General features: G+C 56.4%; 17 protein-coding genes. 9 read left to right on the top strand and 8 right to left on the bottom strand.

Annotation, left to right across the window (positions count from 1 at the left end):
* Positions 1–47: 47 nt before the first annotated feature.
* On the top strand, positions 48–1,595 hold the full coding sequence (amaB, locus tag MICA_RS07890) for an L-piperidine-6-carboxylate dehydrogenase (protein ID WP_236619880.1): 1,548 nt from the start codon (positions 48–50) through the stop codon (positions 1,593–1,595).
* Positions 1,596–2,190: 595 nt separating this feature from the next.
* Positions 2,191–2,385, top strand: coding sequence for a YdcH family protein (locus tag MICA_RS07885; RefSeq protein WP_014103203.1), 195 nt, complete (start codon positions 2,191–2,193; stop codon positions 2,383–2,385).
* Between the two features lie 72 nt (positions 2,386–2,457).
* On the opposite strand, the gene MICA_RS07880 is transcribed toward MICA_RS07885, so the two are convergent.
* Together MICA_RS07880 and MICA_RS07875 are read right to left on the bottom strand one after the other, a co-directional pair.
* Entirely contained in the window at positions 2,458–3,141 is a 684-nt protein-coding gene (locus MICA_RS07880; protein WP_041794497.1) for a DUF1013 domain-containing protein, read from the bottom strand.
* Positions 3,142–3,288: 147 nt separating this feature from the next.
* Positions 3,289–4,263, bottom strand: coding sequence for an NAD(P)H-quinone oxidoreductase (locus MICA_RS07875; protein WP_041793937.1), 975 nt, complete (start codon positions 4,261–4,263; stop codon positions 3,289–3,291).
* Positions 4,264–4,335: 72 nt separating this feature from the next.
* On the opposite strand from MICA_RS07875, the gene MICA_RS07870 reads away from it, so the two are divergent.
* The 3 genes from MICA_RS07870 to MICA_RS07860 all read left to right on the top strand — a co-directional run bounded on the left by MICA_RS07870 (position 4,336) and on the right by MICA_RS07860 (position 6,156).
* The gene (locus MICA_RS07870; protein WP_014103200.1) at positions 4,336–4,521 is read left to right on the top strand and encodes a DUF1192 domain-containing protein; all 186 of its coding nucleotides are present in this window, start codon (positions 4,336–4,338) and stop codon (positions 4,519–4,521) included.
* A 34-nt stretch (positions 4,522–4,555) separates the two neighbouring features.
* Positions 4,556–5,602, top strand: coding sequence for a GMP reductase (locus MICA_RS07865; protein WP_014103199.1), 1,047 nt, complete (start codon positions 4,556–4,558; stop codon positions 5,600–5,602).
* 116 nt (positions 5,603–5,718) lie between these two features.
* On the top strand, positions 5,719–6,156 hold the full coding sequence (locus MICA_RS07860) for a hypothetical protein (RefSeq protein ID WP_014103198.1): 438 nt from the start codon (positions 5,719–5,721) through the stop codon (positions 6,154–6,156).
* A 23-nt stretch (positions 6,157–6,179) separates the two neighbouring features.
* Here the strand turns inward: MICA_RS07860 and MICA_RS07855 are convergent, their stop codons facing one another.
* Together MICA_RS07855 and MICA_RS07850 are read right to left on the bottom strand one after the other, a co-directional pair.
* Positions 6,180–7,115, bottom strand: coding sequence for a methyltransferase domain-containing protein (locus MICA_RS07855; RefSeq protein WP_014103197.1), 936 nt, complete (start codon positions 7,113–7,115; stop codon positions 6,180–6,182).
* 132 nt (positions 7,116–7,247) lie between these two features.
* Positions 7,248–9,857: a class I SAM-dependent methyltransferase gene (locus MICA_RS07850; RefSeq protein ID WP_014103196.1), complete on the bottom strand. Its 2,610-nt coding sequence runs from the start codon at positions 9,855–9,857 to the stop codon at positions 7,248–7,250.
* Positions 9,858–9,978: 121 nt separating this feature from the next.
* On the opposite strand from MICA_RS07850, the gene MICA_RS07845 reads away from it, so the two are divergent.
* The gene (locus tag MICA_RS07845) at positions 9,979–10,737 is read left to right on the top strand and encodes a ComF family protein (RefSeq protein ID WP_049782120.1); all 759 of its coding nucleotides are present in this window, start codon (positions 9,979–9,981) and stop codon (positions 10,735–10,737) included.
* Between the two features lie 5 nt (positions 10,738–10,742).
* Here the strand turns inward: MICA_RS07845 and MICA_RS12410 are convergent, their stop codons facing one another.
* Positions 10,743–10,871, bottom strand: a complete 129-nt coding sequence (locus MICA_RS12410; RefSeq protein WP_014103194.1) for a hypothetical protein — start codon at positions 10,869–10,871, stop codon at positions 10,743–10,745.
* A gap of 33 nt (positions 10,872–10,904) precedes the next feature.
* On the bottom strand, positions 10,905–12,161 hold the full coding sequence (locus MICA_RS07840) for an FAD-dependent monooxygenase (RefSeq protein WP_014103193.1): 1,257 nt from the start codon (positions 12,159–12,161) through the stop codon (positions 10,905–10,907).
* 64 nt (positions 12,162–12,225) lie between these two features.
* Here MICA_RS07840 and grxC point away from each other — a divergent pair, with 64 nt between their 5' ends.
* Together grxC and MICA_RS07830 are read left to right on the top strand one after the other, a co-directional pair.
* Positions 12,226–12,483 carry a glutaredoxin 3 gene (gene grxC / locus MICA_RS07835; protein ID WP_014103192.1) on the top strand — a complete coding sequence of 86 codons (258 nt, stop codon included), beginning with the start codon at positions 12,226–12,228 and terminating at the stop codon, positions 12,481–12,483.
* Positions 12,480–13,316 carry a carbon-nitrogen hydrolase family protein gene (locus tag MICA_RS07830; protein ID WP_014103191.1) on the top strand — a complete coding sequence of 279 codons (837 nt, stop codon included), beginning with the start codon at positions 12,480–12,482 and terminating at the stop codon, positions 13,314–13,316. Before grxC ends, MICA_RS07830 begins: the two co-directional genes overlap by 4 nt.
* Positions 13,317–13,319: 3 nt before the next feature.
* Here MICA_RS07830 and MICA_RS07825 read toward each other — a convergent pair whose 3' ends face one another.
* Positions 13,320–13,649: a helix-turn-helix domain-containing protein gene (locus MICA_RS07825; protein ID WP_014103190.1), complete on the bottom strand. Its 330-nt coding sequence runs from the start codon at positions 13,647–13,649 to the stop codon at positions 13,320–13,322.
* Positions 13,650–13,771: 122 nt separating this feature from the next.
* Complete coding sequence (gene gluQRS / locus MICA_RS07820; RefSeq protein ID WP_014103189.1) at positions 13,772–14,635, bottom strand: tRNA glutamyl-Q(34) synthetase GluQRS; 864 nt, start codon at positions 14,633–14,635, stop codon at positions 13,772–13,774.
* 152 nt (positions 14,636–14,787) lie between these two features.
* Here gluQRS and MICA_RS07815 point away from each other — a divergent pair, with 152 nt between their 5' ends.
* Positions 14,788–15,441, top strand: coding sequence for an alpha/beta hydrolase (locus tag MICA_RS07815; protein ID WP_014103188.1), 654 nt, complete (start codon positions 14,788–14,790; stop codon positions 15,439–15,441).
* Positions 15,442–15,549 lie beyond the last annotated feature (108 nt).

Genomic DNA, 15,549 nt, shown 5'->3' with positions numbered 1-15,549 from the left:
TCGTTCTATAATAACTAAAAACAGGGGAGATCATCATGGGGGATGCCATGCGAAATGTTACACAAATCAATGACAGCAAAGCCGAAGTGGCGCGGATTTTGTCCGCGCTGGGCGTTGCGGACAAGGCTTTTAACGGCGGCGATCTGAAAGTTTGCTCGCCGGTGGATGGGGCCGTGATCGGCATGGTGCCCCAGCACAAAACATCCGATGTCGAAAAGGCGATCAAGGTTTCGCAAGCTGCCTTTGAACAATGGAAAACGGTTCCGGCCCCGGTGCGTGGCGAATTTGTGCGCCTGCTGGGTATGGAATTGCGCACCGTGAAGGACGATCTGGGCCGCCTGGTCACGCTGGAATGCGGCAAGATCCTGTCCGAAGGGCTGGGCGAAGTGCAGGAGATGATCGATATTTGCGATTTCGCCGTCGGTCTGTCACGCCAGCTTTACGGTCTGACCATCCAATCTGAACGTCCGGGCCACCATATGCGTGAAACCTGGCACCCGCTGGGCACTGTCGGCGTGATTACGGCGTTTAACTTCCCTGTGGCTGTGTGGGCATGGAATGCCGCGCTGGCGTTTGTTTGCGGCGATCCGGTGATCTGGAAGCCGTCTGAAAAAACACCGTTGACGGCGATTGCGTGTCAGGCCGTGTTTGACCGCGCGGTGAAGGCCTTCCGTGCGGCGGGCCATACCATTCCCGATGGTTTGAATCAGGTCTTGGTCGGTGGCCGTGACGTGGGCCGGGCTTTGGTCGAACACCACGATGTTCCGCTGGTCAGTGCAACGGGCAGTGTGCCGATGGGCCGCGCCGTGGCAGAAGTGGTGGCGAAACGCCTGGGCCGTTCCTTGCTAGAGCTGGGCGGAAACAACGCAATGATCGTGGCGCCGAGCGCCGATCTGGATATGGCGGTTCGCGCCATTCTGTTCGGGGCTGTGGGCACAGCGGGGCAGCGTTGCACGTCCCTGCGTCGTTTGATCGTGCATGAAAGCGTGCGTGATCGTTTGCTGGAATCCTTGACCAAGGCCTATGGCTCTCTGCGCGTGGGCAACCCGCTGGAAACCGGAACGCTGGTTGGGCCGCTGATCGACGAAGCATCATTCACCGCCATGCAATCCGCATTGAAAAATGCAGGCGCGCAGGGTGGCAAGGTACTGGTCGGCGGCGATCGTGTCAGCGATGGCATCATGGGTGGTGGCTATTACGTTCGTCCGGCTTTGGTCTCCATGCCGGGGCAGAGTGATGTGGTGAAGCAAGAAACCTTTGCACCGATCCTGTATGTCATGACGTATAAGGACATGAAGGATGCGGTCGCGTTGCAAAACGGCGTGCCGCAAGGTCTTTCGTCCTGCATCTTCACGATGGATGTGCGCGAAGCGGAAAGCTTCCTGTCCGCTGCGGGCAGTGATTGCGGGATTGCCAACGTCAATATCGGGCCGAGCGGCGCGGAAATTGGCGGTGCGTTCGGCGGTGAAAAAGAAACGGGCGGTGGCCGCGAAAGCGGTTCCGATGCGTGGAAAACCTATATGCGCCGACAAACGCAAACGGTGAACTATTCCAGCGCATTGCCGTTGGCGCAGGGCGTTGTGTTTGATCTGTAAGATTATCCGCGATCAAGAAACAAAAATAAAAAAGGGCCCGGTTATGCGGGCCCTTTTTTCTGTCGTCATTCCCGCGCAGGCGGGAATCCATACGGAGTGTGTATAGGCACCATGGATTCCCGCCTGCGCGGGAATGACAATCGGAGGGAGGGCAGAGATATTTCAAATTTTATCTAAAGTTTAACGGGCGTTAACGGGCTTCTGTATAGAATAGGAATTGGGAATATCTTGTTCCTCCTCACACACAAACACCTGCTCAACCAGTACCCCAGACATGGGGGCTGGTTGTTTTTTTTCTCTGCGATTTCAATGGGGCTAGTGAAAAGCCGCGCGTTTAAACGTTTTTTAATGCGATGGTGAGATACTGACTCTTATGGCTCTGGTTATTCTTGAAAACGGTTAAAGACGAATTCCCCCGGGTGATGTCGCGGCATGGCGATTGGCCCGGGGGTTTTCTTTATCCGTTGAAAAGCGATAGGCAGGGGCGTCGGGCCGGGGGATGGTCCGTTTGCACAATCCGGTCCGGGTCTGAAAAACCCATGATCGTTTGGTGTGTGAAAAGATGTCATCGATGTTGAAAGAGGGAGTTTGACGAATGTCGCAAGAACGTGAATTGTCCGGTGCAATGAAAAGCCGTCTGGAAGCCCTGCAAACGCGCCACGCGCAGATTTGTCGCAGGCTGGACGAGGCGTATAAGCACCCGGCCTTCACTGATAGCGAGGCGAGACGGTTAAAAACCGAGAAACTGAGATTGAAGGATGAGATGGAGGAGCTGAGGCAAGCGTCCTGACGGCGCTCATCCGAATGAAAGAAAAAGCCCGCCGGTTCTGGCGGGCTTTTTTATGTCGAGTGGGCGATAAGATTATTCGCCGGAATTGTTATCCGTGCCCGTCTTGTTGACGAAGTTGGAGAAATCGAAACCGGATGAATTGTCCGCGCTTTCGTCTTTTTCCTGGCTTTCGTACATTTTCTGTTTCTGGGCTTCGATCTCGCTGGTGTCTTTACCGGCGGCTTTCAATCCCTTTTTCAAAGCGCCTTCCAGTTCGGCATAGGTGCACAGGCCCAGATCAACCGGGTGACGCGGGCGCAGGTTCGCGCTGTTCGGGTGGGACCGGGTGCGCACGGCATCAATCGTCGGCTTCGTCGTACCAACCAGTTTGCAGATTTGCGCATCGCTGATTTCCGGGTGGTGTTTCAGGATATAAGCAATCGCATCCGGTTTGTCGGCGCGTTTGGATACCGGGGTGTAGCGCGGGCCCTTGGCGCGCAGTTTCACGGTCGGCAGGTCGGTGCGGGCCATTTTCATGCGGTAGTTGGAATCCGCCGTGGCTTTGTCCAGTTCGTCCTGGGTCAGCTCATGGTTTTCGACCGGGTTACGGCCAACAATGCCGCGGCCCACTTCTTCGTCGGCCAGAGCCTGAATTTCAATTTCGTGCAGACCGGTGAAATCGGCAATCTGGCCGAAGGTCAGCAGAGTGTTTTCAATCATCCATACGGCGGTCGCCTTCGGCATCAGCAAGCCGGATACAACGTGTTTTTCAGCCATTTCAATCTCCAATAAAGGGGTCCTGTAGCGCGACCCCGTGTTTCAGAGGCCCACTCTCGACATCAATTCAAACTGTCGGGAATAGCAGGGACTATAAGGCAGGGCAGGGGGAATCGCCAGCTTTTATATTTTTACATAATTTATTTTTTAGGTTTCCAGCACGATTTTCCCGGCCATATTCCCGGATTCCAGCAGGGCGTGGGCCTTCGCCGCATCGGCCAGGGGGAATGTGGCGTGGATCAAGGGGGTTATTTTCCCGGCTTCGATCAATGGCCAGATATTGGTGCGCAATCCGTGGGCGAGGGATGATTTTTCCTCCACGCTGCGCGGACGCAATGTGGACCCGGTCATGATGATACGCTTTTGCATGATGGTGCGGATGTCGATTTCGGCCTTCGCGCCGTTCAGGCTGGCAATACTGACATGGCGACCATCCAGTTTCAGGCAATCCAGATTGCGCGGCACATAATCGCCCCCGACCATATCGAGGATGACATCAACGCCACCGATTTTTGCAATTTCGGCAACGAAATCCTGTGTCTTGTAATTGATGGCAATATCCGCGCCCAGTTTGATGCAGGCGGCGCATTTATCATCATTGCCAGCGGTGATGACAACGCGTGCGCCCAATGCTTTGGCCATTTGAATGGCGGTGGTGCCAATCCCGGATGATCCGCCATGGATCAACACTGTTTCGTCCGCCTTTAAATGCCCGCGCACGAATACGTTGTTCCACACGGTAAAGGCGGTTTCGGGCAGGGCGGCGGCCTGAACCATATTCAATCCATGTGGAACGGGCAGGCATTGCCCGCCCGGCACAACCGCATATTCGGCGTAACCACCCCCGGCGAGCAGGGCGCAAACCCGGTCGCCCACGCCCCAATCGGGGTGGTGGCTTTCAACAATCTCGCCCGCAATTTCCAGCCCCGGAATATCGCTGACCCCGGGTGGGGGCGGGTATTTTCCCATGCGTTGAAGCAGGTCCGGGCGATTGACCCCGGCGGCCATGACACGGACCAAAACCTCCCCCGAAACCGGGTTTGGCACCGGGCGGGATGCGATTTTCAGAACATCGGGGGCGCCAAACCCCTGAATTTCAACGGCTTTCATGTTTTGTTGCATTTGCGTCCCTGTTTGCCTTATGGTGTGCCACCGGAACGCCCATATTAACGGTGAAACAGCCGGTTTTGAACCATGTTTGATGATGATCTCGAGCCCCGGAAAAAACCCGGCGGCCAGAAGAAGAACCTGGAGCCCCTCTCGATCGAGGAGCTGCACACTTATATCTCCGATCTTAAATCCGAAATTGAACGGGCCGAAAGCGAAATCAAGCGCAAGGTTGCTGTGCGCGATGTCGCGTCGTCCTTCTTTAAAAACTGAACAATCCGCGCGTAACAATAGAGGGTAAAAGACCATGCGTATCGAAGAAGATCTGAAGCTGGATTTCAAAGACGTTTTGATCCGTCCGAAACGGTCCACGTTGGCCAGCCGCCGCGATGTTGATATTCGCCGCGACTATGATTTCAAATGGAGCAAAAAATCATTCCATGGCATTCCGGTGATTGCCGCAAACATGGATGGCGTTGGCACGATGGCGATGGCCCGCGCATTCCACGTCCAGGGTGATGGCCTGACCGTGGCGCTGCATAAACATTATGCGTTGGACCAGCTGGTTGAATTTTTTGGCACGGCTGAATCCGCAAACGCATGGTACAGCATCGGCGTGAGCGAAAAGGACCAGGAAAAACTGGAAGAATTCCTGAAAACCCCTGCGGGCGCGAAGCTGGACCGTTTGTGCATTGACGTTGCCAACGGCTATTCCCAACCGTTCGTTGATTTCATTAAGCGCATGCGCGACAAATTGCCGACCACGACCATTATGGCGGGCAACGTTGTAACGGGTGAAATGACCGAGGAACTGATCCTGTCCGGTGCGGATGTGGTGAAGGTTGGCATTGGCCCGGGCAGTGTTTGCACGACGCGTAAAATGACCGGTGTTGGGTATCCGCAGTTGTCCGCCATTATCGAATGCGCCGATGCGGCGCACGGTTTGGGCGGTCTGGTGTGCGGTGATGGTGGTTGCACGGTGCCGGGTGATTTGGCCAAAGCATTTGGTGCGGGCTCCGATTTCGTGATGTTGGGCGGTATGCTGGCCGGGCACGATCAATGCGAAGGTGATGTGGTGGATGAAGACGGCCACAAATTCGTAACCTTCTATGGCATGAGCAGTGACACAGCGATGAAAAAGCACGTCGGTGGCGTTGCCAAATATCGCGCGAGCGAAGGTAAAACCGTGCGTGTTCCGTATCGCGGGGATGTGACCGAGTCGTTGCAGGATATTCTGGGCGGGATTCGCTCGGCCTGTACCTATGTCGGTGCGACCAAGCTGAAGGAATTGTCAAAACGCACGACATTCGTGCGTGTGGGCCAGCAAATTAACAATATTTTCGGCCAAAGCTGAGTGATTTTGGAAACCCTTGCGGTTTTCGGACCGCAGGGGTATCCTTGCCTAATCTTTCCAAGCCCCCGGCCACGTGGCCCGGGCTTTATTTTCCCCGACAATCAGGAGTTCAGGGTATGGACGAAATCGACAAACGTTTGCGCGACACCGCGGATACTTGCATCAAGGTTTATGAAACCTGGGCCGGAAACAAAAAGGATCTGGACGCGCGCGAGAAACTGCAGGAAGCGATCCATGAACTGCGCAAAGTTGCCGCACGTCTGGAAATTGAAATCGCGACCAGCGAACGTGATCAAATGGCATCGCGCCCGTTGCCGATCCCGCCGCATCGTTCATCCCGTCGCCGTGACAACGGACCGGAAGATGATGACAACGCCGGAAACATGGCCGAAGGGCATCAAGGCGGCGGAAACCGTCCGCACCAAAATCAGGGTGGCGGAAACGGCCAGCCGGGTGGTCAGGGTGCACCGCGCCGTCAATTGGGCCGCCGTTCACAACAACAAGGTGGTGGCGGCGCAGCGCCGATGCCGCCGCGTGAAGGTGGCGACGAATAATCGTCGATTGCCAATAAACGAAATTACGATGTCGGGGTTGGTTCGCCAGCCCCGATTTCTTTTGTCGACAGCGCATCGGCCAGGCGGATTTTCGCACTGCCGGGGCGCAGGGGCTTTTGCTGGCTGTCATGCGGGGACCAGCCGATCAGGTAGATGATTTCAAAGCTGGCGCGGATGCGGCCATCTGGATCGGCAAAACGCTCGGCATACAATTTTGCGGCTTCCATCATCATGGTGCGGCCGGGGTTGCGTGTATCACGGCGGGCGATGGCGTTGCCTTCACCCATTTTGCGAATGTCGCGCATCAAGGCGAACATATCGGAATAGGTGACGGTGATGATTTCGGAATCCACAACGGGCAGGGCAAAGCCCGCGCGTTGAAGTAATCCGCCCATTTGCGGTTTGTCGGCAAAGGGGGCGATGCGCGGACTGATCCCGCCGCGCACGGTCATTTCCGCATCCTGCAGGCAGGCGCGTAATTCATATAGTGTTTCACCACCCAGCATCGCGCCCAAAAACAACCCATCGGGTTTCAGGCTTTTGCGGATTTGCAGCAAGGCACCGGGCAGGTCATTGACGGCGTGCAATCCCAATGGCGCAAGGATTAGGTCCAATGTTTCGGGGGCGAAGGGCAAAAATTCCTCGTCCATTTGCACGCGCGGGCCGGAATGGTTGTTCAGGAGCCCGGTCGATAAATCGGCGATAAAGGGCGATGCCATGCGGCCCGACTGAATGGGGGTATCCAACGCATCAATCGATGGTCCGGCACCAATCTGGATCACGGTGTCGAATGTGCGTTTCACATCCATAATCCGGTCGGCCAAAACGGCCATGGCGTGATTGTGCAGGAAGTTATGCCCGTCCATCATAAACGATGCCGCGCGGTCGCGGTTGGCGCGGACGCGGTCACGGTCAAAGACGGCCATGTCGTTGATGGGCTTTGATGATGGAGCCGTCATGACAAGCCCCACACGTCACCCCGGCGCCAATTATGACTGGGGCCGGGGTCCATACGATCCATCCCATGGATACCGGCCTTCGCCGGTATGACGTATTTCATTTTATGATGATCCGGTTTCGAGGACGTGGGTCTATTTTATGATCGGTTTCTTTTCGTTCTGGTCGCGGGCTTTTTCGCGACGTTCTATCCGTTTTTGCTGGGTGGTGTCGTTTTGTTGCGGTTGATCCTGTAACAAGGCCCCGGATGGTGTGTCGCCACTGCCAGCGGCGCTGTCGCTGCCGCCATTGTTGTCGCCGGATGTTGATGATCCGCCACCCAATCCACGCATATCGGTGGCGTGGGCGGACATCGGGCTCTTGCCATAGGATTCGGCCATTTTCTTCGAGAATGAGAAAACAGGGCTCATGTCACTGTCGTGGCACAGCGATTTATAGGATTGGGACATGATCTTGGCGAAGCTTTTGGAATTGTCCCAATACATCAGCTTCCACAAATCTTTCAGCGGCGAATAATTGGTCGTGCCGTGAATTTGCCCCTTGGTCTGGCCGAACGGACCGGACATGACGAACGGGTACACGCGGCGCGGCGTCAGACCCATGTGCAGGAAGAAGCTTTCGCCCATGCGTGCGACGTGTTCTGGTTTGACCTTCATATAATCGGCGATGTAGTGGCGGGCATCATCCATGCTGCGAATGTCGCGGGGCAGGGGGATGCTGGGGACCGTGACGGTCAGGCCGTTGCCCTTGTACCGCTGTGGCACGGGCAGGAATTCGGTGGTGTATCCGGCCAGAACCTCGCCCGAATGGCTGCGCAGCAGCGGCATCACAATGGCGATGTTTTCCGTCTGATCGTCGGCAATAATGAAGTCCATGTCGCGGGCGGCAAGGCCGGCCACGCCGCCATTGATCTGGCCTTCATCCACAAAAATCGATTGAACCGGGCGCAATTGACCGGCGCTGCCGCGTGTGGCGCGGTAGCGGCCATCGGTTTCGGTCATCTTGGCCATCAGATCATGCACATCGGTGATGGGCACATCGGCTTCTTCCAAAATCAACGGGCATTCGGACCAGCTTTCGGCCTTCATCCCCAACCGCTGGTACAGGGCCAGGATTTGAATTTCCATTCGTGCGTTCGGAATCATGCCAACGGCGATGCCGTTCAGAATGCTCTGCGCGCTGATTTCAACAATTTTGCCGCGGCTTAAGAATCCCGCAATATCCGCATTGATGACCTTTGGTTCCAATGTCGCACTGGAGCTTTCAACTTCCAGATACAGCGTGTCGATGCGTTCATCAATGTAATCGGGGGCGGGGTAGACGGCCGGACCCTTTTCCATCACGCGGTTCGGCATGGGTTTCAGGCCCAGCATATCGCGTGCGAACAAGGCCGCGCCCTTCACATCGTCCGGTCCGATATGGGTGACGGTTTCGGTTTCAACGGCGATCGCCTCGGTCATGTGGCCGGACCATTTTTTACCGTCTAAATCCTGACCCATCCGCGGAACGGCATTTACGATGCCGCGCGGAACGCCGTGATGAACGAAGATGTTCAGCTCGCCATTTTCCGTGACGCGATAGGGCAGAATTTCGGTGATGTTGATATCGCGTGTAACGATATCAACCAAGCGGCCATCATTGTCATTCCGCATCGCCTGCACGCGCAGGGACGATCCGGTTTTCGATGACGGGCGGCGTTCCTGCAGGCGCAGGGACCGGCGTTCGCCAACTTTTTGCGCGACGGCGATAAAGCTGGTCGGCGGCGGCCCGAGCGGTTTGCCATCTTCGCCATACAGGCGGAAGTGACCTTCGAAGCGGTTCTTCACATATTCATCGTTCCAATGCGGCGCGGAGTAATACACGCGCGCGCCGAGCGAGCGCAGGGCCTTGCGATATTCGCGTTGGGTGAAGAATGTAAATTCCTTGGGCAGGTTGCTTTCCCAGCTGCTCAAATCATCCTTGCGCATAATGAATTCATACGCCCATTTGTGCGGCAGGCGGAACAGGCGCGTGCGCGGGAAGCGCGGCGGCAACTCTTCGATGAAGAATCCGGCGCAACCGGGGTCGCCGTTCGGGCTGGCATGTTCAGAGAACCAGACCAGCAAATCGGCTTCGGACAATTCATGCAATTCTTCGCCCGTGCTGCGTACATCCGGCATTTCCATCAGGACGTAACCATCCGGGTCCGGTTTCGCGTAATCGCGGATCAGCATAAGGCCTTCGGGCTTTAACAAGGCAAATTGATTTTCCAGCGCCTGCACAACCGGGCGGTCATGGAATGCGTTGCGCGAATAAATTTCGTGCAGGGTGAAGCAATTGATAATCGCGTCGACCGGGCCGATACCAGCGGCGGCGGGATTATCAATCGGTCCATTCTGGAATTCCAGATTGGGTGCATCCCATGTTTTGATCGCGGATTGAATGCCACGTGTATCGGTATCCATGCCGATAAATTTCATATCCGGCGCCAGCACGGCCATGGCATAGGTCAACTTGCCGCCACCACAGCCCAGATCGAGGATCGTCGAGCCCGGCTGGACCATCAAGTGAGCCAAGGTAAACCAGGCGCGGCGGACCGTGGCATCGGGCAGGTGGGCCAGACGCTGGTAACGATCCTGCAACGGATTGGAATCGGGGATTTTGGGTTTGGGCTGTTGGCGCGTGGCGCGGACGGAGTCGTCTTGGTCCAGCCCGAGGGCTTTCTTGTGTCCGTCCCGCAATGTGCGTTTCTTCACGCCTGCCATTTGTAATTTCGACGGTTAGAAGTTACATTTTTGCCCAGAAATCCGGCGGTTTAGGGTTTCCGTATAATACCGGAAGGGCCCGGTTTTTCGCAACATATATCGGGAGCAGGGTGTGGAGCAAATGTCTGTTTTAAAACAGTGTGTTAATGCTCTTCTCCACGGGGTGGGGCGGGTTGTGGATGCAATTTTTCCACCGCGCTGCATCATAAGTGGGGCGATTGTGAGCGCGCCGGGGCAATTGGACCCGGGGGCCTGGGCGGGTTTATCTTTCATCGCGCCGCCTTTTTGCCGAACCTGTGGCATGCCGTTTCCGTTCACGTCCGAGGGGGTGGATGACCTGCAATGCGCGGCCTGTCTGGACGACCCACCACCTTTTACCACGGCCCGGGCGGCGGTGGTGTATGACGATGCCAGCCGGGGTGTCATTCTGAAATTCAAACATGCCGACCATCTGCACGCGGTTCCCGTTCTGGTGCCATGGATGATGCGGGCGGGGGCGGAATTGTGGACGGATGCCGATGTGCTGGTGCCTGTGCCATTGCATCGCTGGCGGTTGATGCGGCGACGGTATAATCAGGCGGCCTTGCTGGCGCACGGTGTGGCGAAGGCATCGGGCTTGCCGTGTCTGGCCGATGGGCTGATCCGTCACCGCGCAACGGAATCGCAGGGGCATAAACGCGCCGCCGAACGCCGCGCGAATGTGAAGGGCGCGTTTACGGTCAATCCCCGTCATGCGAGTGCGGTGCGCGGGAAAAATGTTGTTCTGATTGATGATGTGTTTACGACCGGGGCTACGGTGCGCGAATGTGCGCAAACGTTATTGAACGCTGGTGCTGCGCGGGTGGACGTTGTGGCCGTGGCGCGGGTGAGCCGAGAGTAAGGTTTTTAAAACCACGAATGGACACGAATAAACACGAATAGATAGTTTTTTGAGTAATCGTCATACCGGCGAAGGCCGGTATCCAGCGGATAGATTGTATGGATTCCGGCTTTCGCCGGAATGACGAATTTCATTTGTGTTTATTCGTGTCCATTCGTGGTTAATTTTTACAAATTTTCTCCACGCGCCAGTCGACTATCGTCATACCCCGGCATCACGCCTTCGTTCATCGCAAATTTTTTCAGCGGCGTAATACTGTCGACCGTTTTCAACCCGGCGCGGCGTAAATATCGCAGGATTGAAAAATCATTGCTGACCATTTTGTTCAGACCCGTGGTGGCGGCCACGCGGGTCATGATGTCCGGGCGGCGGCGGGATTCGTACGTGTCCAGAACGCTGCGCGATCCGATGTCGACCCCGACGCGCGCGGCATCGACAATCACTTCGGCCAGAACGGCGCAATCGCGCAGGCTGAGGTTCAGGCCTTGGGCGCCCATCGGGTGCAGAACGTGGGCGGCCTCTGCCATCAGGGCCATGCGCGGCGCGGTCAATTTTTGCGCGCGCATGATTTTGAGGGGCCAGCAGGTCGGGTCACTGTCCAGCGTCACGGTGCCGAGCGCGGAACCGGCGCGGTCCTGCAACGCCTGTTGGAATTCATTTTTTCGCATCCGCATGAACGCATCGGCATCATTCGCATATTCAACCCAGACAATGCTGGAATGATGCGCGCCGGGAAGGGGCACGGTGGTAAAGGGACCGCCGGGGCGGTGATGTTCGGTGGATACATGACCGTGTGGGCGTGTGTGTTGCACCAAACAGGTGATGGCGCTTTGCCCCGGGTCAAATTCGTCACATTCAATGCCCGCGATGGTGCGGATATTCGAATTGCGCCCATCCGCTCCGATCAACAGGCGTGCGCGGAGTTGTGTTTTATCATCCAGCGCAATGCTGACCCCCGTATCATCCGCGCCATAATCGGCAACGCGGGCGGGGATGAAGAAGGTAATGTTTGGAACGGCGTGGCACGCAACACCCAAGGCCGCACGCAAACGGTCATTCGGCATATTGATGCCAAACCACGGCAGGTCGATGTCGGAGGCATGGAAGTCAACGGTGACGGCCCGGTCTTTCTTTCCGGTGCTGTCTTCGACAATCCGCAATGTTTCCAGCGCCGCGCCATAGCGGGCGACTTCATCCCAAGCCCCGGTTGCACGCAGGACATTGACGGAGGCGTGCATCAGGGCGGCTGTGCGGGCGTTATCCGTTACATCATCCGGCGCGGGGATGGGGGCGGGGTCGATGACGGCCACGGTCAGCCCGGCCCGGCCCAAAAGGGCGGCCAGCGCCAGCCCCGGAACCCCGGCGCCGCTGATAACAACATCAAAGGTCTTTGATTTTATTGGGGCTTGTCGTTTTGTTGTCATGTTGGTCTGTCAAACCCGTTTAAGCGTGCTATATCTAGGGTCCTAACATAGAGGAAACCGAACCATGGCAAAAGTCGAGATTTACTCCGGGGCGTATTGCCCGTATTGCGACCGGGCCAAGGCCCTGCTGACCCGCAAGGGCGTCCCCTTCACCGAATACAAGGTGGATGAGGATGATGCCAAGCGCGAGGAAATGCTGGGTCGGGCTAATGGCCGCCGCACCATTCCGCAAATTTTCATCAACGATGCGCATATTGGCGGATGTGATGATCTGCATGCGCTGGATTCGAAAGGGGAGCTGGACCAGCTCTTGTCCGCATGAGTACGCCCGAAACCTTAAACGTGGCGCTGGTCCAAATGACCAGCGGTCCGGACATTGATACCAATTTGAAAACCGCCGGCGATATGATCCGCGTGGCGGCTTTGGATGGGGCGCAGTTTGTCCAGACACCGGAAAATACATGCCATATGCGGTTCCCGGCGACCGAGAAATTGAAATCGGCCAAGGCGGAGAGTGAGCATCCAGCTTTACCATATTTTTCCGACCTCGCGCGGGATTTGGGTATCTGGATCCATGTGGGGTCCATCGCCGTCAAGGTGGCCGATGATAAGATGGCCAACCGCGGTTACATTTTCGCCGCCAATGGCGACATTGCCGCGTGCTACGACAAAATCCATTTGTTCGATGTTGATTTGCCCACCGGGGAAACGCACCGCGAAAGCGCGCATATCGTTCCGGGGGACAAGGCCGTGTTGGTGGATACGCCGTTTGGCAAAATCGGCATGGGCATTTGTTATGATTTGCGCTTTGCGCCCTTGTTCCGCACGTTGGCACAGGGTGGGGCACGGATTTTGACCGTTCCGGCGGCCTTTACCGTGCCGACCGGGGTGGCGCATTGGGAATCTTTGCTGCGCGCCCGGGCAATTGAAACGGGATCGTTCGTTTTGGCGGCCGCGCAATGCGGTACGCATGAAGGTGGGCGGATGACCTATGGCCATTCCCTGATCGTTGATCCGTGGGGCAAGGTGTTGGCCGAAGGTGGCGATGCGCCGGGCTTAATCACGGCCAAGCTGACCCTAGCGGACAGCGAAAAAGCGCGGAGTGCAATCCCCGCGCTTCGCCATGATCGGAATTTTAACTTGGTTTCCGTATAATTCTTATTGGGCCAGCAACAGGCCGGGATTGACCTTCAGCGCATCCGCCAATTGGCGCATGGCGCGGATCGATCCCTGCTTGCGGCCGGTTTCAATCTCGGTCAAATAAGCGCGGGACATATCCGCCATTTTGGCCAGATCAACCTGGGTCATCTTGCGAAAACGACGCAGGATTTTAACCGGGTGATCGGTGCGGGCGGCGATGGCGTTTAAAACATCATCTGGCAACGCGGCATCCGCGGCGGCATCTTCATCCACCCGGTTGGTGAGCTTGCGGTATTCCTGCATCGGAACCAGCACATAGGGTTTGCCGTCAATATGAAGAAGATCCATGAAATAACCTCTTAAGGTGGGATGTTGAGGTGGCAGGTGAAGAAAAATGGCGGGGTGGGCTTGCCTGAAGCGGCAATGTCACAATAGGCTACAATGAATTGAATCCATTGGTCAATCGTCTTTTATGGTAGATGCCAGCGCCACGGCCCGTCAGTTGGTAGAGAGTCCCGTACAAGCGTAATGATATCGGTTCGGTCTTTGCCTTGAGTCTCGCGCATATGGCGCAGGGTGACGGCGTTATTGCGTTTGGCGAAGCGCTTGCCATCCGGGTCCAGCAGCAGCGGGTGATGGGCCCATTCGGGGATGTTTAAATTCAGCAGATATTGCAATAAACGGTGCAGGTGTGAGGCGTAGAAAAGGTCTTCGCCGCGTGTCACGATATCCACGTTCTGGATATGGTCGTCCAGCGTTACGCACAAATGATAGCTGGCGGGCGTGTCTTTGCGGGCCAGAACGACGTCGCCCAGAATGTCCGGTGTGGCCGTTTGTTGGCCGCGATAACGGTCATGCCATGTGAGGGGGGCGGTGAGGGTGGCCAGGGCGGCATCCATGTTCAGGCGCAGGGCGTAGGGAGCTCCCGCGTCCATTTTCCGGGCGCGGTCATCGGCGGAGAGGTTGCGGCATGTGCCGGGGTAGAGATGCCCCTCTGGCCCATGCGGGGCGGAGTCCGCACGGGCGATTTCATCTTGGATGTCCCTGCGTGTGCAGAAGCAGGGGTAGAGCAAACCCATATCATCCAGCCGCGCCAGTGCTGCGCGGTAATCCGCGAAGTGATCTGATTGCCGCCGCACCGGTTTCGGCCAGGTCAGGCCGAGCCAATCGAGGTCATCAAAAATCCCGGTTTCAAATTCCGGTTTGCATCGCGTGGTGTCGATATCTTCGATCCGCAAAATCATCGTGCCGTGGGCGGCGCTGAACAGCGCGGACCAGGCGTGGCCGATATGCAAATATCCGGTGGGGGATGGGGCGAAGCGGGAAAATGTCATGGGGGCATTATCATGGAGACGTCATCCCGGCGCAAGCAGGGATCTTTTCGCCATAAGGGTTGAAGATTCCGGCTTTCGCCGGAATGACGGGTGTAAAAATTGGGGCTCCGTGTTAAATTGCGAGGCGTAATAACAAACCAGCAGGTGTATCCATGTCCGCATTAAAATCCTACACATTCGGTCCCGCCGCAGGAGGTGCGCCGACATCCATGGTGATCCTGTTGCATGGTGTTGGTGCGGACGGGCAAGATTTGTTGGGGCTGGCGCCTGTGCTGGCGGAAAAATTACCGCACACGGTTTTTGTATCCCCCGATGGTGCGCAACCATTCGACATGGCGCCGATGGGGCGGCAATGGTTTTCTATCCGTGAATTCACGCAAGAGGCGATGGAGCGCGGCGTAAAAGAAAGCGCAAAAATCGTCGATGATTTCATCACGCAACAACGCGACCACTATGGGCTGAAAGATGAAAACATCGCGCTGTTGGGCTTTTCCCAGGGCACGATGATGGCGCTTTATGTTGCGCCGCGCCGTGCGAAAAAGCTTGCCGGTGTGCTGGCTTATTCCGGTTTATTAGCGGGCGCTGATGGATTGAATGGTGATGCAATTTGCAAATTGCCCATTCATCTGGTGCATGGGGGAATGGACCCGGTTGTGCCCGTTGGGTTTTATCAAATGGCGCTACAGACACTTGAAAACAAAGGGTTTCCAGTGACAGGGAAGATGATCCCCTATCTGGCGCATGGCATTGATGATACGGCGATTGAGGCAGGGGCTGAATTTCTGCAATCGCATTTGGGTCATTAAATACAGGCATTCTCGCATCCTGCGGATGAAGAACGCGCCTTACCATATTGACGCAACGCATCAATCTTTGATTGTGAAAGAATTGTGCAAAATGTGATTTTGCCCTAC

It is taken from the genome of Micavibrio aeruginosavorus ARL-13, from assembly GCF_000226315.1.
Taxonomy (GTDB): Bacteria; Pseudomonadota; Alphaproteobacteria; order Micavibrionales; family Micavibrionaceae; genus Micavibrio; species Micavibrio aeruginosavorus_B.
Note: the sequence above shows the minus strand (reverse complement) of the source record. Positions and strands in the feature narration are given on the sequence as shown.